This window comes from Candidatus Hydrogenedentota bacterium (genome assembly GCA_013359265.1).
Classification (GTDB): domain Bacteria; phylum Hydrogenedentota; class Hydrogenedentia; order Hydrogenedentales; family SLHB01; genus JABWCD01.
In genome coordinates, this window is the sequence record JABWCD010000042.1 from 1 (window position 1) to 26840 (window position 26840).

The 26840-nt window shown below is 61.2% G+C and carries 24 protein-coding genes; 8 read left to right on the top strand and 16 right to left on the bottom strand.

Going from position 1 to position 26840, the window contains the following annotated elements; all coding sequences use genetic code 11:
* Nucleotides 1-245 precede the first annotated feature (245 nt).
* Nucleotides 246-572 carry a thioredoxin gene (trxA, locus tag HUU46_24650; GenBank protein NUM56832.1) on the bottom strand — a complete coding sequence of 109 codons (327 nt, stop codon included), beginning with the start codon at nt 570-572 and terminating at the stop codon, nt 246-248.
* A 756-nt stretch (nt 573-1328) separates the two neighbouring features.
* Here trxA and HUU46_24655 point away from each other — a divergent pair.
* The 6 genes from HUU46_24655 to HUU46_24680 all read left to right on the top strand — a co-directional run bounded on the left by HUU46_24655 (nt 1329) and on the right by HUU46_24680 (nt 6143).
* Nucleotides 1329-1916: a sigma-70 family RNA polymerase sigma factor gene (locus HUU46_24655; GenBank protein NUM56833.1), complete on the top strand. Its 588-nt coding sequence runs from the start codon at nt 1329-1331 to the stop codon at nt 1914-1916.
* 11 nt (nt 1917-1927) lie between these two features.
* Nucleotides 1928-3481: a hypothetical protein gene (locus HUU46_24660; protein NUM56834.1), complete on the top strand. Its 1554-nt coding sequence runs from the start codon at nt 1928-1930 to the stop codon at nt 3479-3481.
* Between the two features lie 127 nt (nt 3482-3608).
* Nucleotides 3609-3761 carry a hypothetical protein gene (locus tag HUU46_24665; GenBank protein NUM56835.1) on the top strand — a complete coding sequence of 51 codons (153 nt, stop codon included), beginning with the start codon at nt 3609-3611 and terminating at the stop codon, nt 3759-3761.
* 175 nt (nt 3762-3936) lie between these two features.
* Nucleotides 3937-4095 (top strand): hypothetical protein, encoded by a 159-nt coding sequence (locus HUU46_24670; protein ID NUM56836.1) that lies wholly within the window; start codon nt 3937-3939, stop codon nt 4093-4095.
* Nucleotides 4096-4217: 122 nt separating this feature from the next.
* The gene (locus HUU46_24675) at nt 4218-4394 is read left to right on the top strand and encodes a hypothetical protein (protein NUM56837.1); all 177 of its coding nucleotides are present in this window, start codon (nt 4218-4220) and stop codon (nt 4392-4394) included.
* Nucleotides 4395-4571: 177 nt separating this feature from the next.
* A complete protein-coding gene (locus HUU46_24680; protein NUM56838.1) occupies nt 4572-6143 on the top strand; it encodes an arylsulfatase in 1572 nt (523 codons plus the stop codon).
* 42 nt (nt 6144-6185) lie between these two features.
* Here the strand turns inward: HUU46_24680 and asnB are convergent, their stop codons facing one another.
* The 12 genes from asnB to HUU46_24740 form a co-directional block, all read right to left on the bottom strand.
* Nucleotides 6186-8075: an asparagine synthase (glutamine-hydrolyzing) gene (asnB, locus tag HUU46_24685; protein NUM56839.1), complete on the bottom strand. Its 1890-nt coding sequence runs from the start codon at nt 8073-8075 to the stop codon at nt 6186-6188.
* A gap of 2 nt (nt 8076-8077) precedes the next feature.
* Nucleotides 8078-9211 carry a glycosyltransferase gene (locus HUU46_24690; protein NUM56840.1) on the bottom strand — a complete coding sequence of 378 codons (1134 nt, stop codon included), beginning with the start codon at nt 9209-9211 and terminating at the stop codon, nt 8078-8080.
* Nucleotides 9208-10272 (bottom strand): glycosyltransferase family 4 protein, encoded by a 1065-nt coding sequence (locus HUU46_24695; GenBank protein ID NUM56841.1) that lies wholly within the window; start codon nt 10270-10272, stop codon nt 9208-9210. The genes HUU46_24690 and HUU46_24695 overlap by 4 nt, the downstream gene beginning before the upstream one ends.
* Nucleotides 10259-11173: a glycosyltransferase family 9 protein gene (locus tag HUU46_24700; GenBank protein ID NUM56842.1), complete on the bottom strand. Its 915-nt coding sequence runs from the start codon at nt 11171-11173 to the stop codon at nt 10259-10261. Before HUU46_24700 ends, HUU46_24695 begins: the two co-directional genes overlap by 14 nt.
* A complete protein-coding gene (locus tag HUU46_24705; protein ID NUM56843.1) occupies nt 11170-12333 on the bottom strand; it encodes a glycosyltransferase family 4 protein in 1164 nt (387 codons plus the stop codon). The genes HUU46_24700 and HUU46_24705 overlap by 4 nt, the downstream gene beginning before the upstream one ends.
* Nucleotides 12330-12845, bottom strand: coding sequence for an acyltransferase (locus HUU46_24710; protein ID NUM56844.1), 516 nt, complete (start codon nt 12843-12845; stop codon nt 12330-12332). Before HUU46_24710 ends, HUU46_24705 begins: the two co-directional genes overlap by 4 nt.
* A 1-nt stretch (nt 12846) precedes the next feature.
* Nucleotides 12847-13593, bottom strand: a complete 747-nt coding sequence (locus HUU46_24715) for a class I SAM-dependent methyltransferase (GenBank protein NUM56845.1) — start codon at nt 13591-13593, stop codon at nt 12847-12849.
* Nucleotides 13590-14465 carry a glycosyltransferase family 2 protein gene (locus HUU46_24720; GenBank protein NUM56846.1) on the bottom strand — a complete coding sequence of 292 codons (876 nt, stop codon included), beginning with the start codon at nt 14463-14465 and terminating at the stop codon, nt 13590-13592. The genes HUU46_24715 and HUU46_24720 overlap by 4 nt, the downstream gene beginning before the upstream one ends.
* Before the next feature lie 16 nt (nt 14466-14481).
* Nucleotides 14482-16647 (bottom strand): hypothetical protein, encoded by a 2166-nt coding sequence (locus tag HUU46_24725; protein ID NUM56847.1) that lies wholly within the window; start codon nt 16645-16647, stop codon nt 14482-14484.
* A gap of 71 nt (nt 16648-16718) precedes the next feature.
* Complete coding sequence (locus HUU46_24730) at nt 16719-18407, bottom strand: hypothetical protein (GenBank protein ID NUM56848.1); 1689 nt, start codon at nt 18405-18407, stop codon at nt 16719-16721.
* A gap of 30 nt (nt 18408-18437) precedes the next feature.
* Complete coding sequence (locus HUU46_24735; protein NUM56849.1) at nt 18438-19628, bottom strand: DUF1624 domain-containing protein; 1191 nt, start codon at nt 19626-19628, stop codon at nt 18438-18440.
* 74 nt (nt 19629-19702) lie between these two features.
* Entirely contained in the window at nt 19703-20485 is a 783-nt protein-coding gene (locus HUU46_24740) for a TlpA family protein disulfide reductase (GenBank protein NUM56850.1), read from the bottom strand.
* A 174-nt stretch (nt 20486-20659) separates the two neighbouring features.
* Here HUU46_24740 and HUU46_24745 point away from each other — a divergent pair, with 174 nt between their 5' ends.
* Nucleotides 20660-21676 carry an ABC transporter permease gene (locus HUU46_24745; protein NUM56851.1) on the top strand — a complete coding sequence of 339 codons (1017 nt, stop codon included), beginning with the start codon at nt 20660-20662 and terminating at the stop codon, nt 21674-21676.
* Between the two features lie 183 nt (nt 21677-21859).
* Nucleotides 21860-22588, top strand: a complete 729-nt coding sequence (locus HUU46_24750; GenBank protein ID NUM56852.1) for a hypothetical protein — start codon at nt 21860-21862, stop codon at nt 22586-22588.
* Nucleotides 22589-22723: 135 nt separating this feature from the next.
* Here the strand turns inward: HUU46_24750 and dcd are convergent, their stop codons facing one another.
* The 3 genes from dcd to HUU46_24765 all read right to left on the bottom strand — a co-directional run bounded on the left by dcd (nt 22724) and on the right by HUU46_24765 (nt 26511).
* Nucleotides 22724-23263 carry a dCTP deaminase gene (dcd, locus tag HUU46_24755; protein ID NUM56853.1) on the bottom strand — a complete coding sequence of 180 codons (540 nt, stop codon included), beginning with the start codon at nt 23261-23263 and terminating at the stop codon, nt 22724-22726.
* Nucleotides 23264-23433: 170 nt separating this feature from the next.
* Nucleotides 23434-23880 carry a PilZ domain-containing protein gene (locus tag HUU46_24760; protein NUM56854.1) on the bottom strand — a complete coding sequence of 149 codons (447 nt, stop codon included), beginning with the start codon at nt 23878-23880 and terminating at the stop codon, nt 23434-23436.
* A gap of 180 nt (nt 23881-24060) precedes the next feature.
* On the bottom strand, nt 24061-26511 hold the full coding sequence (locus HUU46_24765) for an NTP transferase domain-containing protein (GenBank protein ID NUM56855.1): 2451 nt from the start codon (nt 26509-26511) through the stop codon (nt 24061-24063).
* Nucleotides 26512-26840 lie beyond the last annotated feature (329 nt).

Genomic DNA, 26840 nt, shown 5'->3' on the forward strand with positions numbered 1-26840 from the left:
GCCTCGAGCTCGTTAAAATTTGGGAGCTACTCTATAGCATCCCGCAAAGGAGATCGGCCTTCTCATACTATCTCGTAATCGTAATCGTAATCGTAATCGTAATCGTAATCGTAATCGATCAACTCGTTCCCAACTTTCCAGTTGGGAACGCACTCTTGAAAAGCTCTGCTTTGTTCCAACGGCGGCTCGTCTTCGAACGCCGTTTGAAAAGCTCCGCTTTGGCGTCCTTGCCCCAGCCGCAGTCCCTACCCCGCCGCCGCGCCATCCAACGCCGCAGCCAACTCTGTCTTCTTCGTGTTCGATCCAAGGAACCGGTTCGCGACCTTGCCGTCCTTGAACACCAGCAACGCCGGAATGCTCGAAATATCAAAGCGCATCGCAAGGTCCTGCTCGTTGTCGACATTCACCTTGCCGACCGTCGCCTTGCCCTGGTATTCGACCGCCAACTGATCAATCATCGGCGCAATCATCCGGCACGGCCCGCACCACTCCGCCCAGAAATCCACTAACGTCACGCCGTTGTTCACCGTCGTGTCGAAATTGGCTGCCGTCAGTTCGAGCGCATTACTCATCGGTGTCCTCCTGGTTACTGGATTGGCGCGAAATACCCGAATATCGCGGCGGCCCGTCCGTTGCCGGGTGCTACCGCCGGCAAAATCAGCGCCAAAGCAATACACGGGTAAACCCACCCAGCATACACCAACATTCCCGCGCGACTCAAAGCGTCGTAACGGGTTTTGTCGCGTAACGGGTTTCGGTAATCCCTTTTGCGCTCTTTGCGTCCATTCGCGGCCAACTCCCGATACCCGATTCCCGCTCTACCGTGCATTCCCAATACGCCCATCCGCAGCGTTGCCCAAGCGCCGTCCTGACCGCACCCCCTGACCTTCTTCCTCCTGACTCCTGACTCCTGACTTCTGACTCCTGACTTCTGACTCCTGACTCCTTCCTCCGAGTGCAACGCGTTGGGCAAATAAGTAGACATAGTCGACGGCCCAACGGTATCGGCCCGGCCCGAGACCGGCAGCACAACTGCCAGTCAACAGGTCACGCGCCGTGATACCCACGGGTTGTCGAAGTGCAGACGCAAGGACCGCTTTGCGTTTTCCCATACCTTGCCTTACACTGTTTACAGGCACGTGGATCGGGGAAATGGCGCAAGGTTTTCAGCAGCACAGCACGCCGGGGGGCATCGCGTCCCGCATATCTGCGAAAAGTGCGACGCGTGTTGTGATGTTTGTAGCTTTACGCGGTAGTATTGGCGGACGCCGGACAAGGCATCCGGGGCGCGAACAATCCGTAAACCCCTTTACAAATTGGGGTTACCGGTGAGCGTCAAGCCCGATTCCGACGAAGGGTTGATGGCCCTTCTCAGCGGGGGTGACCAAGGCGCACTCGCTGAACTTGTCCGCCGGTACCAGAACGACATTTTTAGATTCTGTCTCCACTACGTCCGGGACGTTGAACGGGCCAAGGAAATGTCCCAAGAGACGTTTATCCGGGTGTATGTGGCGCGGTCCCGGTTTGATGCGAGCCGCAAGTTTCGCCCGTGGCTTCTGTGCATCGCGCGAAACTTGTGCCTGAACGAAATCAAGCGCAAGAAGGCGGTGGCCATGGAGTCGCTCGAGGAATACGCGAGCACGGCCCGAGAAGAATCGGGCTATCTGCTCCAGTCCTCCGCAGACGGCCCGGACCAAATGATGATGGCCGCGGAAAGGCGCAAGATGGTCGCGGATGCGCTTGCTAAGCTCGACCCGGAGTCGCGCGAGATTGTCACGCTGCGGTTCTACGAACGCATGCAGGCGCGCGACATCGCCGAAGTCGTCGGCAGCACGGAAGGTGCCGTGCGCACGCGGCTGCACCGGATACTGAAATCCATGCGGTCACTCTACGTGACCGAGAAGGACGAACTGTGAACGCTGGGGACATGGACAAGCTCCGTGAGGAGCTCATCGCGTACATCGAGGGCGAACTCGCCCCCGAAGCGCGCTCCCGTGTCGAACGCGAAATCGAGAATTCTCCCGAGGTCCACGCCGAACTCGAGTGGCTGCGGGCCGCCTACGCGGACCTCGAAGCAATTGAACACAAGGCCCGAATCCATGCCGGCAGCATCGACATTGTCGACGGTGTTATGTGCGCCGTAAAGAAAGCGACCGCACCCGTCGAAGTCGTTTCGTTCGAGAAGGCGCGCAGCGCCAAGCGCGCGCTATGGCCTGCTCTGGCCGCCGCTGCGGCCGTGATGGCTGCAATCGGCTATCTTGTCTTCTCCGGGCCGGACGCACCGGCAACCAACGGAACTACCAACGGCACGACAGGCCCGCAGTTGGCCGCGCCGCCCAAATCGAACGTACCCGAACTTCCCACGTCGCTGGCGAACAGCCGCGACGCGCTGGAAAAAAAGCGAAAAGAGTTGGGACCCGACGCCGATGAAATCGCGAAACCTCTGGTATTGACGCAGGGACCGAATCTCCAACTTCCCGGTGGTGTCGATGAAGTCATTGCCGCGCGCCGAGACGCGACAACCAAAGGCGCGAGTGTCGACAAGTTGCTCGAGTGGGCGCGGTTGGATCGCGAGTTCGCGCGAAAACTCGTCGATGCCCCCGATGCCGACCCCGATGTCCTGGTGGCGGCGTCCGAAAGCCTCGCAGGCGAGGAGCGCCGCCGAGTTCTGTTGACCGCCGTCGGCAAGCTCGAAGACGATCCGAACAGCCGCATGCAGCTTGCGCGGGCTTACGTGGACGAACCCGCCGCCGACCCGCGGACAGCCGAGGAGCACCAGGCGCAGGCGCTGACACAACTCTCCGACGTCAAATCGATTGACCCGGAGAACGCCCTCCCGTACTACTTTGAAGCCAAGGTGCAACTGGACGAAGGCGACACCGAGGCGGCGCTTTTGTCTCTTCAGTCCGCCTCCGGACTCTCCGAGGCGAGTGCGTATTCGCTGAAATCCGCGCTCGCCCAGGCCGAGGCGCTCGAAGCCTCCGGAATGGAAGCGGATGTGGCGCGGATGGTTGCGGCGTTGACCGCCGGCGTGGATGAGAACAATTTCCTTTGCCAATTGGCAGCCGATCTGCTAGAATACGCCCAAGGATTTTTGTCCGCTAACGATACCGCCACTGCGGAAGCGATCTATAACGGGGTCGAGCAGTTAGGACGGCAGGTCGAAGCGGGGGCTGACCTTTCGCAAGAGCAGTTGGCCGGAGTGGACATTCAGCGGCACGCGCTCGAGGGGTTGGGGCAGCTTTACACAACAGTTGAATCAGCGGATGGGGTGGCCTCGGTGACCGAGGCAACCAATGCACTCACGGTCGACGTAATCGAACTCGCCGAATTCTTGACTGCATTGGACGAATTGTTCCTGAAACCGATGACCACGGAATTCTGGAACTTGCTGTCAGGGATCGTTCTGGTATCGGGAGATATATTCCTCTTCGAGAATCCGGAAATCGCGTCCGCGACAGCCCCCGCCGCAACCCCATAACCCTAGGGGTTGCATAATTCGCTCCAATCGTTCACAATAGACGGTGCCGGGGTGTACCTGGCAGTGTATCGTGAACGCTGGGATACAACGTACAAAAGACGGAAGGAGAAGGGAGGTGAGTCGCCATATGAAGCATGTGAAGGTGCTGTCGACCAACAAGCCCGTTGCAGCCGAGCAGGTGGCATGGGTGGAATTCAAGAACATCTTTGGACCGCTCAAGTTGCGCCCGCAGCAGGCAACTTGGCTTGTCGCGTTGTTTGACAACTGGCTGCAGAGCTAGTAGCCGGTTCGACTAAATCGAGTTTTGGCAAAGCGGAAGGAGACCAGGAGGGGATAGCTCCAGTATCTATCCATTCCAAACCTTCTGCGTAACTAACTCCTGTTCACAACCAGTTGGAAAACCGAAACCCATCGCACTGTGCAATGGGAGAGTTTCGCGAAAGGACAATTTGACAATGAAACACGTTCGTAAGATTTCAAAGGCCGCGCCAGTGTCCGCCTGGTGGTTCGGCTGGTTCACCTCCCTCGGTGAACTGAAGGCGAGCGGAGCAAAAGCGGCGTATGTGAATGCGCTGTTCGCAACGTTAGGTACCTTGGATCCGCGGGACGTGTAATCGCGCGCGGCCCTGCGGTTACGCCGGGGCCGTTCACGCCGCCGTCTCCCCATGGGGTGGGAGAACGGCGACTCGTACACGTTGTGTTAGGGTTCTGACCAATTCAAGGAGGTTTTAGAATCATGAAGCATATCGGTCGCGTTTCAAAGGCGCTTCCGGCCCCCGCGTACTTGGTGCCGCGAAACATCTTTGAAATTTCGTCCTGGACGGACATCGTCGTCGTTATCGGCCTCAGCCTCGAGAAGTTCTTCGGCTTCTGGCTCGGCCAGTTGATCCCCGACGACCTTCGTAACTTCTAGGGTGTAATAGTTCGTTTGGCTCCGGTGCGCATCGGAGCCCGCTCATGAGCGAATTCGACATGGGCCGCTGTGGTTTGCCACCGCGGCCCATGCTATTTCCCGCCTGCCCCGCGGATGCATTCGCCCCCGCATTTCCGCTACTGTTGCCCCAAACATGACCAAGCGAGGGCGCCACCGATGACCGCTTCGGGAACAACTCTCAACCGCCGGACCATGCTGAAACTCTCCGCCGCGGCCGCCGCCGGCGCAACGCAAACCGCCGCCGCCCACGGCGCACTACCCAAACCGAGCAAGCCCAATGTCCTTCTCCTAATGTCGGACCAGCACCGCGCGGACTGCATGGGCTGTTCCGGCAATTCCGCCGCGTACACGCCCAACCTTGACCGCCTCGCGAACGAAGGCGCGCGCTTCACGAACATGTACTCGACGACGCCGACGTGCACGCCCGCGCGCAATGCACTCCTGACCGGTCTCGCGCCGTGGCGCCACGGCATGCTCGGCTACGGCCGCATCGGCGAAGGCTACGCCGTCGAAATGCCGCAGGCCATGCGCGACGCCGGATACTACACGCTCGGCATCGGCAAGATGCATTGGCACCCGCAGCGCCACCTTCACGGGTTCCACCGCACCATCCTCGACGAATCGGGCCGCGAGGCGTCCATCGATTTCCGCAGCGACTACCGCGCCTGGCTGATGTCGAACTACCCGACAATCAATCCCGATGTAACGGGACTCACGTTCAACGACCACCGCGCGTGGCCCTACAAGCTCCCCGAGGAAGTTCACCCGACGCGATGGACGGGCGATACCGCGGTCAACTTCATCGACACCTATAACGAACCGCAGCCATTCTTCATGAAGGTTTCGTTTGCGCGCCCGCATAGCCCCTACGATCCGCCCCAGCGCATTTGGGACATGTATAACGACGTCGATCTGCCCAAGGCGCAGGTGGGCGCGTGGGCCGCGAAATACGCCAAACCCAGCGACAATTTCCCCGATCACTGGCACGGCGACCTCGGCGCCGATCAGGTCCGTACGTCGCGTCAGGGGTATTACGGCGCGGTCACGTTCGTTGACGAGCAGATCGGCCGCATTGTCGCCGCGCTCGAGAGGCGCAAGATGCTCGACAACACGCTGATTCTGTATATCTCCGATCACGGCGACATGACCGGCGATCACCATCTGTGGCGCAAATCGTACGCCTACGAGGCGTCCGCGAAAGTCCCACTCGTTGTCCGCTGGCCGGACGGAACACTATCGGACCGCCGCGGCGTCACCCTGGAACACCCCGTCGAAATCCGCGACATGCTGCCTACCATGCTCGACGCCGCCGGCGATGAAACCGTACGGTCGCAGTTCGACGGTTCAAGCATTTTGCCGCTGCTGGCAGACTCGCGCGCGGAATGGCGCGATGCCATCGACCTCGAACACGACATTTGCTACAACGCGTCAAACCACTGGACAGGCATGACCGACGGCCGTTGGAAATACATCTTTCACGCCCCCACCGGCGAGAGCCAGTTATTCAACCTGCGCGACGACCCGCATGAACTCCACGACCTCGCCGCGGACGCCGGATACACGCGCCGCGGACGCGAGTGGCGAGACCGCCTCATCGAGCACCTGTCCGAGCGCGGCGAACCGTTCGTCATCAACGGCGACCTCGGCGTCCAACCGAACTCGTTCCTCTACTCGCCGAACTGGCCCGGCTGCAAGTGCCACGGAAAAGAGCGGAATGTAAAATCGTAACGGTAGGAATCGAAGGCGCCGGGGGCCCTGTTCTCCGATCTCTCACATGGACAGCGACACCCCCGGTAACGATTCCGCGTAGCGCATCCAATGCTCGAACATCAGGATCGCCCAGAGTTGGTGCCCGTAGTTGTCTTCCTGTTGGATGTGTGCATCGTAGATCGCGCGAATCGCGCGGCGGTTCAGCAGCGCCCCGTTGCGCGCTTCGTGACTGAGCACCGCGTTCAGAAAATGGTCGCGTAACTCGTGCCGAAACCACCGGTGTACCGGAATCGCAAAACCCTGTTTGCGCTGTTTCATCAGCTCCGGCGGCATGATCGGGCCGATTGCCTTCTTCACAATGTATTTCGATACGCGCCCATTCAGCTTCATTTCGAATGGCAGCGACGCCGCGAAATCGACGATCGTATTGTCCAGTAACGGCACCCGCGCCTCGAGCGAATGCGCCATGCTCATGCGGTCCACCTTTGTGAGGATGTCGTCCGGCAGATACAGGGCAAAGTCCTGCATCAACATGTGCTCCAGCACGGAGGGAGCATGAGTCGACTCCAATCGTTCGACGTAACGGTCGATTCCGTCCGCGGCGATTTGCGCCGCGAGTTCAGGTCCATACAGCGCATTACGCGTATCGCGGTCGATCGCCGTCTGCCGGCGCCGAAACACGTTGAGCGGATCGAGAAACGAATCGCTGTTGAACCGCCGCACCTTCTGCACGAAAGGCGAGCGCGGCAGCGGACGCAGCGCGCCGCCCGCCATCCGGCGCAACACGTCCGGCGCGCGCTGATACTGCAGAACGTTGCGCGTCATATGCAGCCAACTGTATCCCGCAAACAACTCGTCGCCGCCGTCGCCGGAAAGCGCCACGGTCACCTCGCGCCGCGCCACCTGCGATACCAGCCACATCGGGAGCGCGGACGAATCCGCGAACGGTTCGCCGAAGAACCGCGCGAGGTACGGCGCCGTATCCACCATGTCCGGACGCAGTATCTCTTCCGTGTGATCGGTTTCAAAGTGTTGCGCGGCGATGCGCGCGTATTTCAGTTCGTCCGCGTGCGCGTCGTCGAAACCAATCGTAAATGTCTTCACCGGAGCGGCACTGGTCACGTGCATCATCGCGACGACGGAGCTCGAATCGATGCCGCCGCTCAAGAATGCGCCCAACGGCACCTCGCTCACGCATTGGGATTTCACCGCTTCCGACAGCAGTTCCGTGTACCGTTCGGCCGCGGAGTCAACCGTCCACGCGGGGTCCGGCTTCAACTCGAAGTCCCAATACCGATCCGTGCGCACCTTCCCGTGTTGCAGCACGAGTTTGTGGCCGGGCATCAGTTTTTGCACGTCGCGGTAGATCGTGTCAGGGCCGGGAATGTAAAGAAGGCTGAAGTACGCCTCGATTGCCGACGGATTCAATGCGCCGCGCACGAGGCCGGACCGAAGTATCGCGTCCAATTCCGACGCGAAAATCAACGCCCCATCGTGAAACGCGTAGTAGAGCGGTTTGATTCCTACGCGGTCCCGCGCGATCAACAGGCGGTCATGCCGCGCGTCGTACAGCGCGAACGCAAACATGCCGTTAAACCGCAGGATCGCGTCGTCCCCGTGCTCCTCGTATGCGCGCAGCACGACCTCCGTGTCGCTCAACGTACGGAAGACGTGTCCGCGCTTTTCCAGGTCGTGGCGCAACTCGCGGTAATTGTAGATTTCTCCGTTGTAGACCAGAACGATCGTTTCTTCCTCGTTCGCGAACGGCTGTTTGCCGCGGAACAGGTCGATCACGCTGAGCCGGCGCATCGCCAACGCAACGTGCCCCGCAAACCACGACCCCGAATCGTCCGGCCCCCGGTGCTGCAGCGCCTTGTTCATCGCGCGCAACCGCGAGCGATCCACGTGCCGCGTGCGCTCGCTGTACGCTATGCCGCAGATGCCGCACACGGTTACGATTCGCCCCTGCGGTTAAGCAGTTCCTCGTACAACGCGCGATACGCCCCGGCCATCCGCTTGGCGGAAAACTCGCGTTGAACGCGCTCCCGCGCTCGTTCGCCCAGTCTGCGCGCCTCGCTGCAATCTTCGGCGATTCGCAGAATCGCCGCGGCAAAGTCCGCCGGGTCCCGCGTTGTAACCAACCGGCCCGTCACTCCGTCCTCGACGAGTTCCGGAATGCCGCCGACCGAGGCGGCCACGACCGGCCGCCCCAGCGCCATTGCTTCGAGCAGCGCGTTCGGAAAGCCCTCGCGTAGCGATGTCAGCACGCAAACGTCCATCGCGCGGAGAAACCGGGCCACGTCAGTCGGCGTCGAAGTAATCGTAAAGTTATCCTGCATTTTGTCCCCTCGAACGGCGTCGCGAACGCGATTCTCGAGCCAGCCGCCACCCACCAACAGGAAATGTATATCGCTGCGTTGCCGGATCAAAATGCGCGCCGTGGCGAGGAACAATGCATGGTCCTTTACCGGACTGAAATTCGCGGCCATTCCGACCACGAACCTTTCCGGTGGAATCCGCAGCCGCATTCGCGTTTGTGACGAATCTTCGTCGATCGCAGAAAACTCGTCTCCGACGCCATTATGAATGACGCGAATCCGCTTGGCCTCCAGACGCTCCTGGTTCGCGGCGAACAACGCCACGGCGCGGCTATTCGCAATAATGCAGTCCACGAGCGCGTTCGCTTTGCGCTGCGCACGCACGTGGCGCGGTTTCATCCACGCGGCCAATTCCCGCCTGCTCGATACCAGGACCGGTACACCGGCATCTTGCGCGGCGCGGTTGACCGGCAGGTCGAACCCAAAGAGAAACGTGTGCACAATGTCCGGCCGAATCTCCGTGAAGACCCTGCGTGCGCGGCCTCGGATGCGAAAGTCCCACCCGCCGAATGTATTCAGTTCGACGATAGTTGCGCCCGTGGCACGCGCGCCTTCACCCCACGCACCGGCCGCCCTCGTGCAGACAACGGTGCAACCGTGCGTTTCCTTGAGACCGGCAAGCAGGTACAACAACTGGCGCTCGGTCCCGCCGGGAGCAAGCGAGGGAATCACATAGCAGACGCAAGGCTTCTCGCGCGCGATACTCAAACGACGGACTCCAGCAGTTCTGCGAGCCGGGGCGCCGCGCCATTCAATGCGAAATACTGCTCGACCGTTGTGCGGCCCGCCGCACCGAGTGTTGCGCGCGCGGCCGGGTCGCGCAACCACTCGACCGCTGCACGCCATTCCTCAGGCGAATCGGCAAACAGGCCATTTACATTGTCCGCGATAATGTCGAGTACCGCGCCAAACGGTGTCGCCACGCACGGCACGCCGCACGCCATATACTGTAGCGCCTTCAAGGCGCACTTCCCGCGCGTCCAATCGTCCTTTTCCAGCGGCATGATGCCGGCTGAAAAGGATCGGATGTCGTCCACTTCGCGGTCGTACGCCCACGGCCGCACGTCCGCATGTTTCCACGGCACGCCGCGCGCGTCCGCGCCTATGCATCGAATACTCGCTCCGTCAATTTCGCCGACCGCGTCCGCGGCCCTTAGGTGAGGTGTTGTGCTGGGGCTGCCGATCCAGCCAATCGTGAAACGGCTCTCCGCCTGTCGGCCTGGCGTGAACCGTTCGGTATCGACAACGGTTGGAAAAAACTCGACGCGCCGTGCACGTCCGCGCGCCTCGCTGCACAGCCACGCGTTTCCCGCCAGCACGAGATCGGCGCCCTCCATCACGCGCAACACCTGATCGCGATCTTCGAACCTGCTCCACGGGCCGCGCAACGAATGCGGCGGCGCAAGGTGGACGGCGTCGTCTATGTCGTAAACAAGCCGCTTCGCGTTGGTGCGAAGGATCGAGTGCAGTCCGCGCACGTATGCGCTCGCGATCGCCTTCTGCACAACTACGACGTCGTACCGGCCTATGCGCAGCAACTGCGCAACGCGCCGCGGCGTCTCCTTCGCGTGATACCAGAACGGACGCGCCCTGCGCGATGGGCCGGAGCACTCGCGATAGGCGCGCCCGGTAATTGCGCACTCCACGCTGCATCGAAAGCCAATCGACCGCAGATACGGAAGGAATTGCGCGACACGGTATCGGGGGCTCGCAGCCGAATTTGGGTACAGCGTCAGGAAGAGTACGCTCAATGGGCTACGCGTTGGCACCGAGCAACTCCCGCGCGCGCGCCAGCACGGTTTCGACCGCGAGCGTCCCCATGCACGGCGAAATGCCGAGCGGGCATACACCTTCAGCCTTCGCGTCGGGAGAATGGTTCCAACAGCCCTGGCACGGACGTTCGTTCGTGAGGAACGACAGTGGCGCGCTGTTGCGAACGAGTATGCGCGGGTCCGTCGGGCCGAACAATGCCAGTACCGGCGTGCCCGCGGCGAGCGCAAGGTGCATCAGCCCCGAGTCGCACGTAATCAACAAGCGTGCGTGACGCAGAACGCACGCCGCCTCGCGTACCGATGTCCTGTCGACGAAGTCGTACGCCGCGCCGATTCGCTCATCGCCCTTTCCCAGTTGCGCCGGCGTGTACCCACCGGATTGCAGCGTTTCGCACAACTCCCGCCATCGGTCGATCGGCCAGCGCTTGGTCTCCCACGTCGCGCCCGTGCTTACTGCGACAAAACTCTTGGTTTCGAGTCCGGCCCTCGCGACGGCGTCGGAATTCCAGTCATCGTAATACAAGCGCGGCAACATCGGTGGCGTTGGAATGCCGGAGATTCTTGCGTAGTGATCCAACCGAAATACGTCGCGCGGCGCGCCACGCAATACGATATAGCGATCGCACAACAGCGAGTCCGGTTTGCCGCCGGGCCCGACGACGCGATCGACATACGGATTGCGCAGCAAAAGGTCGGGATGGTTGCCCCACACCGTCAGTTCGCAGAAGGGAAATCGGCGCTTGATTCCTTCGTAGATGGGAATCGCCATAATCTCGTCACCAAGCCGCCAGCGAATCTCCACGACAATGCGAAGTCGCCGGCGCAGCGCGCGCCGTACCGACCATCGCGCGCGCCGGAACAATTCGACGCCAATGCGGACCGGGCGGCGCTCGATCATTTCAGCATGCTATCGTAGAGGTCGGACAGCGCATTCGCGTGCAGCGTCACGTCGAACAGCTTGCGTGCGCGCGACCGCGCCTCGGCGCCGAGCCGCGCGCGCTCGTCCGCGTGATTAAGTATGCGCCGGAGCGCGCGGTACAGCGCCAGAAAATCGTTGGGCTGCACGAGCAGCGCCGCTTCCCCGGCGACCTCCTCGATCGCGCCGCTCAATGCGGCGATGCACGGCTTCCCGCAGGCCATCGCCTCGATCAGCGACATGCCGAATTGCTCCTGCCACTCGTCGCTCGCAACGCTCGGCAACACAAACACGTCCGCCATGCGAAACGCTTCCGGCATTCGCTCGTACGACTGCGCACCCGTCAATATACAGCGGTCCTGCAAATCGAGCCGCGCGATCAGCGCTTCGACGCGTTCGCGCCCGGCGCCGCTGCCGACCACCAGGAGTTTGACGCGCTTCGCGTTGGGCCCGCCCTCGTCGATCAGCTTGCGCAACGCGAACAACAAGAAATCGATCCCCTTTCGCGGGACAAACCAGCCGACGAACAACACGACGAAATCGTCGTCTTTCAATCCGAACGCTCTGGCCGCAATGCCGGGACAGAACAAATCGGTATCGACGCCCGGCGGGACGTATGCGATACGCTCCGCGCGCACGCCCTCGAACGCCAACATCGCGCGCGACCGTTCCGTGTACACCACGAACCGGTCCGCGCCTTCCGCGACGCGCCGCTTCAGTTCGCGGCGGCCCGCGACGCGTTCCATGTTGAAGGGCAGTAGGTCCCAAACCGTGATTGCGAGCGGGATGTTGTATTGCTTGCGCGCTTCCAGCGCCGACACCGACCAGTCCGTGAACAGTTCCCACGAGTGGATAATGTCGTATCCCTTCAATTGCTCGTGGAACGGCAGCACGCGCGGCGTGCGGTCGAGATAGCGCTCGGCGAACGTGCAGTACGCGCGCACGATCGCATTGCCCGCCTGTGTGTCGAAGTAGATGCGCTCCCGCTGCATCCAGTCCGTTCCGTCGCCCCGCTCCTTGAAGTGGTCCTGAATCTGCGATTCCGCGCGAAACGCCGCGACCGTCGGATTTCCGCGCAACCGCTTGAACCCTTGCAGGTGCCAAGGGTTGTACCGGTTGCCCATGAGCAGCGCGAGCTTCACGATCCGCCCCAAAAATGTTCGATCAAGTATTTGCGCGCCGCGTCGCGGTCCTTTGGAATGTCAATATGCTTAGCGAGGCACTTCTGCTCGTACTCGTCGAGTGTGCAGATCACGCGCGCGGGATTGCCCGCGACGACCACGTTCGGCGGCACGTCCTTCGTCACAACGCTGCACGCACCTACCACGCTGTTCGGCCCGATCTTTACGCCGGGCAGGATTGTCGCGCGTACACCGATGTTACAGTTGTCGAAAATCTCGATCGTCCCAAAACTCGTGAGCGACTCGTACTTGTCCTGAAACACCCAATTGAGATCGTGGTTTACGAACGTTACGTCGTTCGCAATGCCCACGTGATTACCGATTCGTATCAAGTATGGTTCGCCGCCGAAATTCGTCGTATAGATACGGCAGCGCTCGCCAATCCGCACGCCCATCTCCCGCAGCGTCCGAACGACGGTGTCCTGCGACCCATAGCGCAGTTTCAGCTTGCGAATTATATTCGCGATCCCCATCTCACACCTCGAACTTCCAGAAAACGTGCAAGCTTGCCCCCGGCCAGAACCGCACAATCGCGGGTCCAACCGACGCGAAGGCGCGCTGCAACCGAAATTGGACCGCCTCCGGCATGCGCGGATGATCGATCCATGGAAACAACCCCAATCCAACCTCCGGAGCATGACCGATCCGCGTTGCGCGCCCAAAGCCCGCGCTTCGGTACTGCGCGCGAATGCGACGTTGCGTCAACGCCTGCTCGAGTTCCTGCGGTTGCCATCGCCGGAACGGCGCCCACGAATCTCGCTTCGAAAACCCAAACGCCTCGCACCACCACTTCACGATCCCGGCCACGTTGCCGTAATTCGGCGCGGACAGGAACACAAATCCGCCGGGACGCAACACGCGCCGAAACTCGCGCGCCGCCCGAACGCCGTCCGGAATATGCTCGAAGGCGTCGATACAGAATACGCCATCGAACGACTCGTCCCGAAACGGCAGGTTCATTGCGTCCGCAAGTGCAAGCGAAAAGCCCGTGCCGTTTCGCACGAGGTCCGCGCCGGTGTAACGTCCTCCGTGGGCGCGCACCACCTCGCCAACAAACCCGCGCCCGCACCCCACGTCGAGTATGGATTGCCCGTCCAGCGGCAAATTCAGCTTGCGTATGACGTCGTCAAAGAGGTCGCGATGCACACCCGATACACCGCCGAACGGCGAACTGACCATCAGCGGGTTCTCGCGGTAGAACTCCTGAATCTCGTGGCTCACCGCAGATATCCCCGGGCAAGTGCGCTTCCGACAAAAACTGCGCTTGGGCGCACAATCGGAAACAGCAGGGAGGCGGGCGCGCGCAGATTGCCGCGGACCAGCTCGCGCGCCCACGCGCGCCACACGGTCCGGTTCGCACAATCGTGCAGCAAATCCTTTCCACCGTACGCGCAGTCCAACGCGCGCAGCCCCAGCCCTTCGTTGCGGCATCGTTTGTATAGCGAGCGCAGGGTGTACGCGTGATGGTGCAACACCTCCGCGCCGTCCGGAAAGGCGATCGCGAGTCCCGCCGCCGACAGCTTCGTTTGAAACCGAAAATCCTCACCGATGGGTTGCGCGCCAAACCGGAGCCGTTCCCAAACCTCACGCCGGACTGCCGAGTTCGCGTTCGACAGGCCGCGCCCATACTTTGCCACGAACGCGCGCATCTCGCGTGTGAAGTAAAACAGCCCGTTTCGTTCCCACACGAACTGCGCGTACGCGCGGTCGGGATCGGGGACGGATCGCCCGCACGATGCCGCAATCGCCGGATCGTCCAGCGGCGCAACGAGGCTGTCCAGCCACCGTTCATGCGCGGGTACTGCGTCCTGCGACAAACACACCACGACGCGCCCGCTCGATTCCTCGAATACGAGGTCCCGCGTCAGGCCAAAGTCGAATTCACGCTGCGGAATCTCCGTCACGTGCGCGTCATACTGCGCGAGCACCGCGAGCGTCCCGTCCGTTGACCCGGAGTCCACGGCAACGATCTCGAACCGGCGCGCAGTTTCTTGTTCGTGAATCGCCTTCAGAACGCGTGCCAGCAGGGGCCCGGCGTTATACGTCAGCAATGTTACGCTGACATCCGCTTCTGCCGCCGTACGTCGCGCCATCACCGTGCTGTTGTCCTCACGCGCCCGTAACTGTGAACGTCTGTTCGAGCCACCCGTCGCCGTCAACTGCGCGAATACGCAGGACGTGATCGCCCGGCGGAATCACCGCGTCCGACGCATAGTCCTCTGTGCCGACGAGATACGGCGGGCCTTCCATGCGCGTGACGGGCGCGTCGTCGAGATACGTTTCCACCGGTCCCAGCGGCACGCCTTCTGTCCAGATGCGAATCCGCTCCCATCCGTGGTACTTGCCGAATTCGTGCGGCTGCGTAATGTAGATACCCTTGCTTCGCCTCGGCCGCTCTACTGTATCGTCGTGCCAGAACCGCGCCACCGCCGCACTGCTCGCGAGCATTCGCATATGCCGCCGGTCCGACGGCAAACCGAGAATGCGTCCATCGGCCTGGTACACGTACACACCCTTCGCACCCTGATTGTAGAGTTGCGACGCGCGCCACAGGAACGGCCCTGGGAACGGTAACCCCCACGTCAACGCGTCCATGCACGGCAACAGCATGCACGAAGTGCCTTTCACCGACTCAAAGTACGGCGCCATGTCGATGTGCATGTGCCTGCCCTGAATGTTGCTCGGGCACAAGTAATCGACCAGGCCTTCCTTCACCCACGTGGCATAGTCGAAACGCTCAGCCAGGCGCACTCCGGTCCCGGGAAACCGGATCAGAATCGGCACGCGTTTGTTCCGCGCCCTGCCAAATTCGTCCGCGAGCGCGCGCAGCTCGCGCAGAAACAGGGTGCACGTCTCCGCCGAGTCGATGCCTTCCGGGTACCGGCAGAAATCGATGGAGACCGCGGGCGCGCCGATCTCCAACGCCTCGCGATACAGCGCGAGAATGTACGCGCGCACCTCCGGCACTTCGTACTTCAACGCGTGTCCACGCACCCAATCGGGATGCTGAATCGAAAAATCGCCCTGCAACGGCGTGCCCGGATAACAATTCGTCGCGCCGAAGTTCGCGTGCGGCGCCAGCATCAGATCGCGCGAATAGCGAATGGTCGCGTCGAGCGTATTGGTAAAATGCTGCATCTTGCCGACGTTGTCCGTCCTCGGTTGGACCACGTCCCCGATCGGATCGCCGATGGTCGAGTACAGCAACTGATCGGTCAGGCGCGTTTCGTACACGGACTTCATGCCGAACCGGCCGATCTGCGTGTCGACGATCTTCACACGCGCTTCCGCAAACGCGGTCAGCGGCTCGCGGTGCTGTGTGGTCTCGGTCACGTGGTCCCAGAATGCCCACGAGTACGGTTCCCAATACCCCGCGATGAGCCGGTCGGTCGGGCCGCCGAACCGCGATTCCAGCGCCAGCACCTGCGCATCCGTCAGCGGCACGAGCTTCACGTAATCGATATGCGCCTGTTGCCATCCCGTGTAGTTGTGCGTCTGCCGCAATACAAGGTGCTGCCGATCCATGCGCGCCCACCGCCACAACACTTCCTCGCGCGGATACCGCGAGCCCAACTGCTCCGATCGTTCGTCTCCGGTCAGCCGCAGGCGGATCGCGCCCTTCATCGGATTGGTGCACAGAAAGATCGCGTAGTGGCCCTTCAAATCGAGCGGGTACGTCAGCGGTGGCAGTTCCTGTTCGTGACCAAGAAACCCGCTAAGCGCGCTGCCAAGCGAGACGCCGTCTTCGGCGGCATAATCGGCGCGATACGTCCACGGCTTCCCCTCCGCCGAAACCAACTCGCGCTGGATCGCTTGCGACCAGTCCTCAATGTACCGCACATCGCGGTTGTCCGCTTCGATCTTCGTTTGCGCCGTGCCCAGCGCCTCGTCGTTCGGTCCGCGCAATTCGATCCGGAAATCGACGTCCACGCGTCCATCGGCCACCGCATCAGGATACGGATTGAACACCAGCGTGCGATGCAGTCCCGCCGCGCGCCGCTCGACAATACGACCCGCCACATGCCACAGCTTCCATTGATCGCCGGTCGCCATGTTGTACGCCGTCTCGCTCACGAGCGGCATCACATCCGCCGGCTTCCAGTCGTTGGCCCCCGGCGTGGACCACCCGCAGACGACCGTTATGGGATCGGGCGCTGTTGCCGGGATTGCATACGTGACGTGAATAGTCCGCGTGAGCGGGTCGACTTCCGTGCGCGCAATCTCCTGCCCGCCGCACACCGCCGCCAGTAATGTCATCATCGGATAAAAGCGCATGGAGGGTCCCCGATGTCTTGGTCAACCATTGTAACCGCCCGCACACGCCATTGCAGCCGGACGCACCGTTTCTACGGATCGCGCGAACCGTCAGGGTCCTTCTCCGCCTGTCGTTCGCGCTTCAATTCCTGCTTGATCTTTTTCTTGTCCGCCTTGGCGTCCTTGTCCGGGCCTTTGCCGTTGCGCACCCCAACATAGAGCCCATCGAAGTCCCGAATGACTGTGTCCGCCGGTATCGCAAATTTCGCGCGCGACACATAGCAGCCCCTCGGGTCCCGTTCCGCCGCCCAATCGATCAGCGCCCGCGCCTGCTCGTTCGGTTGCGTTTCTTCCCATGCGCCGGTGTCGATAGGCCGATCGGCAAGCCATTCGACCACAAGCGCGAAATCGCGATCACCGCGAAAGTACATCGGCTGGCCCGGTTCCGTGACGTCGTCGATATACTCCGCGATAGCCTCCGCTTCGCGCCACGTAACGTATCCCGGGGGCTGCGCTTCGTTGATCGCGTCGAGCGCGCCCGACGCGACAACGGGCGCCAGCAACCAGGCGGATGGAGCCGGGTACACGCCGGGCGGGATCGGCGTGCCCGTCCCGACAATGCCCACGGTCGGCGTCAACGCGAGCGCGCCAAACGCCAGGACCCGCCTCGGCCGCACCGGCGCGTGCAGGAACCTCGTGAAAACGCCCGCCGCCAGAATTGCCCAGAAATGCAACGAATGCGTGTAGAACCGCCCGCCGTAACTGACCAGCATCGGCAGGCACGCCACGATCGCGATCAGCAGAATCCCGTTCCGCTTCTCGCGCCAGCGCAATCCTCGAAACCCGCGCGCAACAATCGCCACCATGCTGAAGCTCACGAACTGAAGCCAAGTGAACTTGTAGACGGGCAGCCAATCCGGCGCGATTGCGCCGTACACGCCCTCCTCGAGCGGATGCGTGAACCAATCGCCGAACACATACAACCGCGCGTACCACGGAAGAAACGCGATGAGCGATATCGTCGCCATCGCCAGGAAACCGGGTAGATACCTCCGATGCAGCAAACTGAACACGCCCAACGTTCCCAACGCGATTGGCGGGATTCCCATGTGCGTGTACAGCATGACGACGCATAATGCGGTTGCCGCGTGCCAGCGCCCGGACAGGAAAAACACAATCATCAGGCTCATCAACGAAGTCGCCAAGACACTCGGCGTCCCCATCGCTGCGGTAAAGACGAGCGAGTAGTCCATACCCACAATCAACAACGCCACAAACGCGCGTCGCGCATCGAACAGCCAACGGGCGAGATACCACGTCGAGAAGAAGATGAAGGGAAGCGCGAGCGATTCCGTCAACCGGAACCCCGCGAGAAAATCGCCGCCGAGCACCCACGCCATGCCGGCCAATAACAGATGGAACAGCGGGGGGTAGAGGTGGGGACGTCCAAGCGGATAGAACTGCCAATCGCACCACATCGGCACGGCGCCGGTATCGTAGATTTGCCGTGCAACCAGCAGGTGGTAAATCGAATCCGGCGGATATGGATTTATGCTGTTCCGGCCAATCCAAAACAGCACGCCGATCGCGGCGCAGATTCCCAGCGATACACGGTCAAGCCGCTCGAGCGGAAACCACAACCGTTTTCCGATCCAATCGGGCTCCGCCGCTTCGCCCGAGTCCTGCTGCAAGCTGCGCGTCAGCCACCACAGCAGGAATAAGAACGGAATGCCCCACCCCCATCGGATGACGGGCGATTCGAAAATAACCGGTAATGCCATGCGAGATTATGGCCGAATCGGGGCGATTCGTTATAACCGAAGGAAGATTTTCTTCTGGTACAGGTAACGGACGATTAAGACCGATATCGACAGCGAAACCACTGCGACGAGCATTGGCCCAAAGTTCCCGGCGGCTTCTTCGATGGGCCCGCCAACGAACCGGCGCGCGAGCGCTTGATAATCGAGGATGTTCGTGGACATGTAAATCAACAGCGGGTTCATCCCAATCCACATGAACATCGGCGTCCACCGCTTGTACTGCAACACGTCAATGACATAGATGAACGCACCCAACAAAACCAGGCTGAATCCGCCCGCCACAAATACGTACGACGACGTCCATAGCCGCTTGATAATCGGATACTTCAGATCGCCCGGAAGGTATCCCCAGATATAGCCAATTGTCGTCATGATTGCGCCGGCAACCACGAGGTGGACCACTTTTTGTGTCAGATCGCGTTTTTTGTCCTGTAGAAACAGCGCGACAAAAACCCCGAGCAAACACGAAGTAATCGCCGGTGGCGATGTCGCGAGACTCTCGGGGTCCGACCCCCCGTACGGCGGAATCTGGTGGTCGATGTAGTGAATGATGTTCTTGTTTCGTTCCCACGAGTGCACCTCTTGATCCGGCGCGGTAATGAACGTCAGCGCGCCCCAGTACACAACCGTGATACCAATAAAAACGGCAATGAGCCCCTTTTTCGGAAGATTGAGGAACAGTAGACTGGTGACGAAGTAACAGATCGCAAGCCGTTGCAGCACGCCGCAAAGCATGTTCTCGTCCCACTGCCAGTGCTGAAGTACGCCATCCTTAACGTCCCAAAGTTTGGCCATCCCTTCGTCGTAGAAGACTCCGAGCAGGTACATCAGCAGGAACCGCTTGAACACGCGGCGATACGCCTCGGCCTTGCCGTGGGTCTGCACGATTTTCTGGAGCGAAAAGACCAGCGATATGCCGATGATGAAGATGAACATCGGAAAGATCAGGTCGTAAAACACGAAGCCTTCCCACCGGCGATGTTCGAACTGGTTCGCGAAAAAACCTGCGACGCCGGTTTCGCTGATCGCCTTGAACGCCCCGTGCATCGAATCCGATCCAATAATCCAGAACATCGTGAACCCGCGCAGCACATCCAGCGCGAGCATGCGATCGCCTGAACCTTCCGTGGTTTTGCCGGGCGCGGACATCGGCGCGGCTGTCGGCTTGGCAATAGTGGCCATCGGATACTCCCCCCTGGTCAAGACCCCATAGTCTACAGGGCCATCGCGGACCGATACAACGCGCCGAGTCGGCGTTAGGAGGAAGGGCGCTCCGCAGAGACTGGCGCCGGCTTGGGCGCGCCGCCATAGTCCGGGATGCTCGCCAATGCCTCCAACGCGCTGTACGAATGCATCCCTTTTTCCACCGCAACGATGATACCCTCGCGGTCCACAACGAACAGTGTCGGCAACGCCGTCACGTCGCCGTACGGCCCCGGGAAATCCGGGCCCATCCAACCAACCGGGTATTCCAGCTTTGTCGAATTCACGTAGTCGCCAAGTTCGACCTTGGCGTCGTCCGCGCTGAGTCCAACCACGACCACGCCCTTCGATGCCCACTCCGTCGCCAGCCGGTTCAGGTCCGGTTGCATCGCCCGGCACGGCGGGCACCAGGTCGCCCAGACATCGACGAACACCCGCTTTCCGCGCAGATCGCTCAACCGGACAGTCTCCCCGCCGGTCGTCGTCAGCGTGAAGTCCGGCGCCCGCACCCCTTCCCACGCGTAGATTCCGCCGCCAAGCATCCGCGAAAAACCGCCGACAGAAACGTACGCGCTGGTCAGCAGCGCCGCCGCCGACAGGCCCATCGCCACCGTTATCCGGGAAGGCTTGGTCACGGGCCGCGATTGCGCAATCGCCGCGAACACGAGGCCCAACGGACCGAACAAGAAACCGCCCGCGACGGGAGACAACACGAGTCCTATGAGTCCCAGCAGCATACCCCACAACGCGTACCCGTCGCCTGTCGTTTTGCGCGTGAACGCCGTAACGGGCGGCGGCGCAGGAGCATTGATCCAATCCGGCGGCCTGGTGGACATGATATCCTCTCCCTCAGACGTTTGATTCAGAGCACGAGTGTAGCAAAGTACCGCTCGAACGGGCACTGCCACCGCCCCGCGCGCCGCCGCCGTCCGCGCAACATGCCGGTCTCCCCCTTCGCACCTGATCGCCCAATTCCGTATACTTCTTGCGCTTGTCGCCGGGAGGGGGCCGTGAAATTCAATCTCCGTAATCTGGACACCGTCGCGCCAATCATTACGTGCGCGGTCCTGTTCCTTTTCTTTTCGTTCATTACCGAATCGTTTCTCACCCGGGAGAATCTACTCAACATTCTCCGGCAAAACTCCGCGCTCGCGGTCATGGCTGTCGGCGTGACGTTTGTTCTACTCACCGGCGAAATCGACCTCAGCATCGAAAGCATGGCCATCCTCGCGGGAGTCGTCGCGGCCTGGCTTTTCAATGTTCTCCTTCAAAGACTTCACTGGACGCCGGGCCCAATCACCCAAATGCTTCCGCTGCTCGCGGCGATCGCAGGCGCGGCGGTGTTTGGACTCGTCATCGGCGTTGGCGTGTCCCGGATCGGTGTGCCATCCTTCATGATGACCCTCGCGCTGTCGCTCATCGCGATGGGCCTTGCGCTGTGGATTACCGGCGGCTCGCCCATATTCACCATCCAACCCGCCCTCGCGCACATCGGCACGCGCTCGCTCGAATTCGTCGAACGCGCGCGGCCGAACGGCACGACCTATGCCCTGATCGAGATCCCGTGGATCACCGTCGTCGCGGCCATCTTCATGTTTGCCGCCTGGATCGTGCTCCGGTTCACCCGCTTCGGACGCAACGTCTACGCCGTCGGCGGCAACCGCGTCGCCGCGGAATTGTCCGGCATCCCGGTCGCGCGTACCCTTACCGCATGCTTCTGCATCTGCGCCATGACGGCCGCCGTTGCGGGCACACTCTGGGTCGGGCGGCTTGGCAGCGCACAAGCCGGCGGCCTCGATCAAGTCCTGATCCAATGTGTCTCCGGTGTAGTGCTCGGCGGGACCTCGTTGTTCGGAGGCAAGGGCGGAATCGGCAATACGGTGGTCGGCGTCCTGACCTTCGGCATCCTGCACAACGGCCTGAACCACCTCGACGTCAACATCTACCTCAAGGGCTCTATCATGGGTGCCATCCTGCTCGCGGCGCTCATCCTCAACGTCTCGATGGCCCGCGTCCGCCGCGCGTAACCGGCGCAATTGGGTTTACGTTGCGGGAAAGCCGAGTTACGGCGAGGCAAGGTGGTGGTACCAAACCGCAATTCAAAGCGTCACGGCCGCCACGCCTTCTTATGCCGATGTCGCAAAGCGGGGCCTTCTCCAGTCTGTCGCGCAGCTATGTGGTGCGCATGATTCGCGTGTAGAGTAGGCGCCATGGAAACCGCTGCTTCCAATAGCTCCTTTCGAGTGTTCACGTACCGATCCAGAAAGCGTACAGTACGCTTCCTTGTCAGCCCGGGCGTAGTAGATCGGATTTCGTTCATCGAAGAACTTCTGATGCGGGCAGCAGCGGGCGGCGGAGAAGCCGACAAGCTAATTTGGCCTGACGGCATCGTAGTGTCAAGCGAGGGCGAACTCCTCTCCGCACCTGACGACAACTTGCACGTAGTAGTTCCGAATTGGTTATTTGATCGGGTTAAAGAGGAACAGAAGCACCGTCTACCGTTGTACTTTCGAATCTGCGGTGATGTGACAACACGTGAACTCTATTGGGATTTTGCGTACGTGCTGGGCCACTACCTCGCACCCTTACAGACAGATAAAGGTCTCCGTAAGGACTGTCATGTATTGATAAATTGTGGCCTATTCTTCCCCATTGAATACCGACCCGTTCGAACGTATTTCGCCATCATTTTAGTGCTTCCATTCTTTATCGCAGCTTTAGGTATCGTTTACTGTGGCTCCGCGGTGTGGTGGAACAATCGCAAGCTTTTGTACGCGAAGGCGAAACTCGATCGGTGCTTCGGTAGGCGACGGGCGCTCGCCAAGGCCAAACAACGCTTGCTCAAACTTGGCGAACCGCCCGAAAAGCTGGCGAAACTCGTGATTCCCCAAGATTTGAGAGTCATTGAAAACGACTGTGATAGAGCCAAACTCGAATAGGGGGCCGACCGAACATGGTCTACGTCTGCTTGGCTGATACGCGTACGTACGGGCATTTGTGCGAAGAGCCCTGAAGTGCACCGCTGAAGCGTCGCTTTGCATGCCGCGTCCGAAGTGGCAAGCAGGTGTGCTTCGCTAGTCCCTCGAAACTTCCACGTCCATATACGCGCGCGATCCCGTCGTCTCTCGCTGCCCTTGGTATTTCCCTCGATACGGGTTTTCGACGGGCCCGTCGGCGGCGGCGATGACGAGTTGGCAGATGCGGCGGCCCGCTTCGATGCGCATGGGCGCGCTGTTCGCGTTGAAGAGCTCGAGCGTGATTGCGCCTTCAAACCCCGGATCGACCCACCCCGCGTTCTGGATGAAGAGTCCCAATCGCCCAATCGAACTACGCCCCTCGACGAACGCGGTCAAGTAGTCCGGCAGCGCGATGACTTCGTGTGTTGTCGCCAGCACGAATCCGTGCGCAGGCACCACGAACGACGCACCTTCCACGCGCTCGTACTCGATCGGTTCGGACATCGAATACATGCCCTGCGTCGCGCGCGGCGTGAGAAACGACGTGCCGAGTCGCAGGTCCACGGAGGCGGGTCCGATTTGCGCGGGTTCGATAGGCTCGATGCGCAATTCGCCCGCGGCCAGCAGTTCTTTGATTTTTCGATCAGGCAAGATCAATGCACCATTCCCCCTTCAGAACGACGGACGGATTCTAGGCTACGGCGCGGCGCTCGCGCAAAGCGGCGGGCACGGGAATGCGGCAAAGCGCGGTGATTTTCAGAAGCATGGTTGCGATATCGACGGCGGGATTGAAAGGGTCGTGCGGGATGTATGATTACTTTCCCGATTCAGTCCTTTTTCGTCAACGCTTCGCGGAGCGCGTACAGGCCCTGGATAAACGTCGCGAATTCCATGTTCTGCGTGAGCGAATCGCCGAAGCGCACACCGACCCAAACGCGGTTCTCGATATCGGGCTTCGTACGAACGACTTCCGCCGGCCCGATAAACATCGCGGGAAGATAATCCGCAACGGCAAACCGCTTCGTCGGAATGGCGATAACAATACGCTGGCCGGGAACAAGCTGGTGCTTTGTTATCAGCCACGCGCCCGTGACGGATAGATTGCGAATGATTCCCGGCCCGACGAGGATGCGCGGTGCATCGCTATCCACCGGCTTGCCTTCCGCCTTGATGGACGTTTTCAACCGAAACTTAAATCGTTCCGCCGCGCGCTTGTTCGCCGGTTTGGGGTCAAACGGATCGCTCCACGCCGCATTTGTGTCATACCGTGCCATTGCCCGAACTCCCGTTCCGGGATTCAGCATATCACACACAATTGCCGATGTCTACAGAAAGTGCAAATTTATTAGTTTACATAGTTAGGCCTATTTAAGATAAATTCGCATATTTGTCTGTAGATTAATGGGTTTCGACCCCGTATCCGCTGTCGGCGTACGAGTTCCGCGAGCGCAAGATTACGCGAGGTTCAGCGGCCCGGATCCCGCGACTGGGGCGAACTCGAACGCGCCGGGTTCGAGGCCGTTCGGGGCGTAATAGCGTTCGGTCATGTTTTGGATGACAGGGCCCGCGGCGCTTTGCTCAACGAGTGCCATCATGCAGCCGCCGAGGCCCGCGCCGGAGAGTTGCGCGCCGAGAACGCCCGGCGTATCGAGCGCGACGTGCACCATGGAATCGATCTGCGGGATGCTGCACGCATACACACCCGGTTGCGCGTGGAGTTGCGCGCGCTCGACGTGCGCCGGGTCTTCGCTGTGCAAGTCCGCGATCAGCCGGCGCATCGCGGCATCTGAAACGTCGACGCCGTACGGCGTCCCGTCCGCGGTGACCACGCGATCGCCGTCGTGCGACATGTTCATCATTCGCCCGAAGCGTTCGAGATCGCCGCGCTTGAGCAGTTCAATGGCGCACTTGCTGCGTTCGCACTCCGCAATGCCGAAGAGCAGGCGTCCGCGCAGCTCGTAGTATCGCGGCGGGGTGTGCGACTGCGTCAGCGCGGCAAACGTCTCGTCGCCAAGTTTGCGCTTCAGCGCATCCGGCGCGACGCGCTCCGGCACGTCCAACAGGATGCGGTAGATGTCCGCCGCGCGCACCCCAAGCGTTTCGGGGCATATATCGCGCAAATGGTGAATCAGCGGCGCATAGTTGGGGAACTGTTCTTTCACCCAGCGCACCGCGAACTCGTATGACGCGACGCGCTCGTTGAAGGTGTCGCGAGCGCCCGCCGCCTTTCGCGCGTGGATGCGCGAGTTGCAGATTACGAGCGAGTATCCGTCCGGGAACGGCACGTAATCCTTGATCGCGAACGGAAAGAAACCGACGTGCGCAACGCGCCGCGCCTGGCTGAGTTTCACCGCTGCGTGGTCGGCGCTGCCGCCTCGCGTGCCCACGAACCATTCGCCCTCGCCGCAGAGGTCGACGAGATCGTGCGCGGACACCGAAAGACCGTTTGCATGCACCAGCGCGTCCGCCATCGCGACAACGAGCGCGGACGATGAACTCAGCCCCGCCGCCATGGGGATGTCGCCGCTGACGACGCAGTCCACCCCGTGGATAAGGCGATCCTTGAATTGCTGTTGCAGGCGCAGCATGGGCGCTTTGAGGTAGTTGCCCCAATCGCCCGCCAGGTCGCGCACCAGCTTCGTTACGATCGCGCTGTTCACGAACTCGCGCCAATCGTCAAGCCCGACCTGCTCGAGTAAATCGCCCACACCGAATTCGAGGTCCGCAAACTGCACCGCATCGGCGTTGCGCGCGCGCACGGTCGCGTCGTGGCGCGGACGCGCGACGAGAATGTGCTCGCGATCGATCGCCATGAGGTTGACGCAGCCGCCGCGATGGTCCACGTGGCGACCCATAAGGTTCACGCGGCCCGGCGCGCGAATCACGGTCACGGCGCCGTCGGTACCGAAGCGATCGATGAACAACTCGACCGTCGAAAGCAGGCGTCTCCGCTTTTCCTCTCGCAGCGCCTCGTCGTCGCCGTAGACCGAGCGCAACACCTGCGCGGTCGCGGCGTCGGGCGACTGCAACCGCCTGGCCCAATCCGCGGGCGATTTGAAGATGCGCGGATCGCGTCCGTCGCGCGTCGCGATTTCGATGCCCGACTTTCGGCGGAAATATTCTTCGATCTCGAGCAGTTCCTCCGGATTGTTGAACGCCAGCACGTCGTCGGGATGATCGACGGGCACCGGCACGACGCGGCCGCCGTTGCGCACCACGTGTTCGATCGTGTCGGTGAGGTACTCCTCCTTTTGCACGTTGCCGGTGGAAAGCGCGTCGAGCGACTCGAATAGCGCGGGCGCCCGAAAGAGGTACACGGCCTGGTTCACGGTTTTCGCGGCGGATTCGATCTGCGCCGCGGGGCGAGCGACGCCGTTGATCGTAAACGCGGCATTGTTTGCTTCGCCGCTCGCAAGGTCGGCGCGCTCGATGATGCACTGCACCGCGCCGGCCCCGTCGGTCACGATGCGGCCCGCATTCGGCCAACGCTCCTTCGGCGCAACCAACAGCGCAATATCCGGACGCTCGCGTTCGAACGTGCGCACCAGTTTCTCGAGTGCGCGGCGCTCGATGACCTTGTCCCCCGCGACGACGAGTATCGCGCCGTCGAACCCAACGCGTCGCAGCAAGGCAGTGCCCTGTTTGGTCGCGTGTCCGGTGCCCTTCAATTCGGCCTGATACGCGAACAGCGCGCGCGGACTCCGCGGTCCGATTTCGTCCACTACCTTGCCCGCAAGATGGCCGACCACCAGCACGTTCGGCGCAACGCCGAGCGAATCGAGGTGATCGAGCAGATGCAACACCGCCGGCTTCCCCGCAACTGGAAAGCACACCTTCGGCGTGCGCCGCGCCTGCATGCGCCGGCCCTTGCCCGCGCAAAGAATAATCGAAGCGATTTGAAACACAGTTACCTCATTTTTCAGTGGTGAGGCAAAGGGGCGGGCAAGGGGTGGGGCGAGGCTCCGTCCGAGCCTCCTCGCGCATGCAATCCGCTACATTCCCAATTATCCCCAAAACAACTCAGCGACTTCTCCTTGATATGGCCAGTCTTCCGCTCGTGCGACAAGACCGTGCCGTACCGGGTTATTGCGCACGTAGTCCCACTTCGCGCCGTAGCTTTCCCCCGTTCGCAGTCTAGCCCAACTTCCGCAGTTATTTTTGTAAGTGGTTGTCATTATTGATCGGGTTGTCGAAAGTCTTCACTACATTTTGTGAGTTTCGAGTCGTTGGGGAA

What these genes read in the sequence shown, in the direction of transcription:
- trxA (NUM56832.1), bottom strand. Translation starts at nt 572, where the DNA reads ATGAGTAATGCGCTCGAACTGACGGCAGCCAATTTCGACACGACGGTG.
- HUU46_24660 (NUM56834.1), top strand. Translation starts at nt 1,928, where the DNA reads ATGGACAAGCTCCGTGAGGAGCTCATCGCGTACATCGAGGGCGAACTC.
- HUU46_24665 (NUM56835.1), top strand. Translation starts at nt 3,609, where the DNA reads ATGAAGCATGTGAAGGTGCTGTCGACCAACAAGCCCGTTGCAGCCGAG.
- HUU46_24670 (NUM56836.1), top strand. Translation starts at nt 3,937, where the DNA reads ATGAAACACGTTCGTAAGATTTCAAAGGCCGCGCCAGTGTCCGCCTGG.
- HUU46_24675 (NUM56837.1), top strand. Translation starts at nt 4,218, where the DNA reads ATGAAGCATATCGGTCGCGTTTCAAAGGCGCTTCCGGCCCCCGCGTAC.
- HUU46_24680 (NUM56838.1), top strand. Translation starts at nt 4,572, where the DNA reads ATGACCGCTTCGGGAACAACTCTCAACCGCCGGACCATGCTGAAACTC.
- HUU46_24700 (NUM56842.1), bottom strand. Translation starts at nt 11,173, where the DNA reads ATGATCGAGCGCCGCCCGGTCCGCATTGGCGTCGAATTGTTCCGGCGC.
- HUU46_24710 (NUM56844.1), bottom strand. Translation starts at nt 12,845, where the DNA reads ATGGGGATCGCGAATATAATTCGCAAGCTGAAACTGCGCTATGGGTCG.
- HUU46_24720 (NUM56846.1), bottom strand. Translation starts at nt 14,465, where the DNA reads ATGGCGCGACGTACGGCGGCAGAAGCGGATGTCAGCGTAACATTGCTG.
- HUU46_24725 (NUM56847.1), bottom strand. Translation starts at nt 16,647, where the DNA reads ATGCGCTTTTATCCGATGATGACATTACTGGCGGCGGTGTGCGGCGGG.
- HUU46_24730 (NUM56848.1), bottom strand. Translation starts at nt 18,407, where the DNA reads ATGGCATTACCGGTTATTTTCGAATCGCCCGTCATCCGATGGGGGTGG.
- HUU46_24735 (NUM56849.1), bottom strand. Translation starts at nt 19,628, where the DNA reads ATGGCCACTATTGCCAAGCCGACAGCCGCGCCGATGTCCGCGCCCGGC.
- HUU46_24740 (NUM56850.1), bottom strand. Translation starts at nt 20,485, where the DNA reads ATGTCCACCAGGCCGCCGGATTGGATCAATGCTCCTGCGCCGCCGCCC.
- HUU46_24750 (NUM56852.1), top strand. Translation starts at nt 21,860, where the DNA reads ATGGAAACCGCTGCTTCCAATAGCTCCTTTCGAGTGTTCACGTACCGA.
- HUU46_24760 (NUM56854.1), bottom strand. Translation starts at nt 23,880, where the DNA reads ATGGCACGGTATGACACAAATGCGGCGTGGAGCGATCCGTTTGACCCC.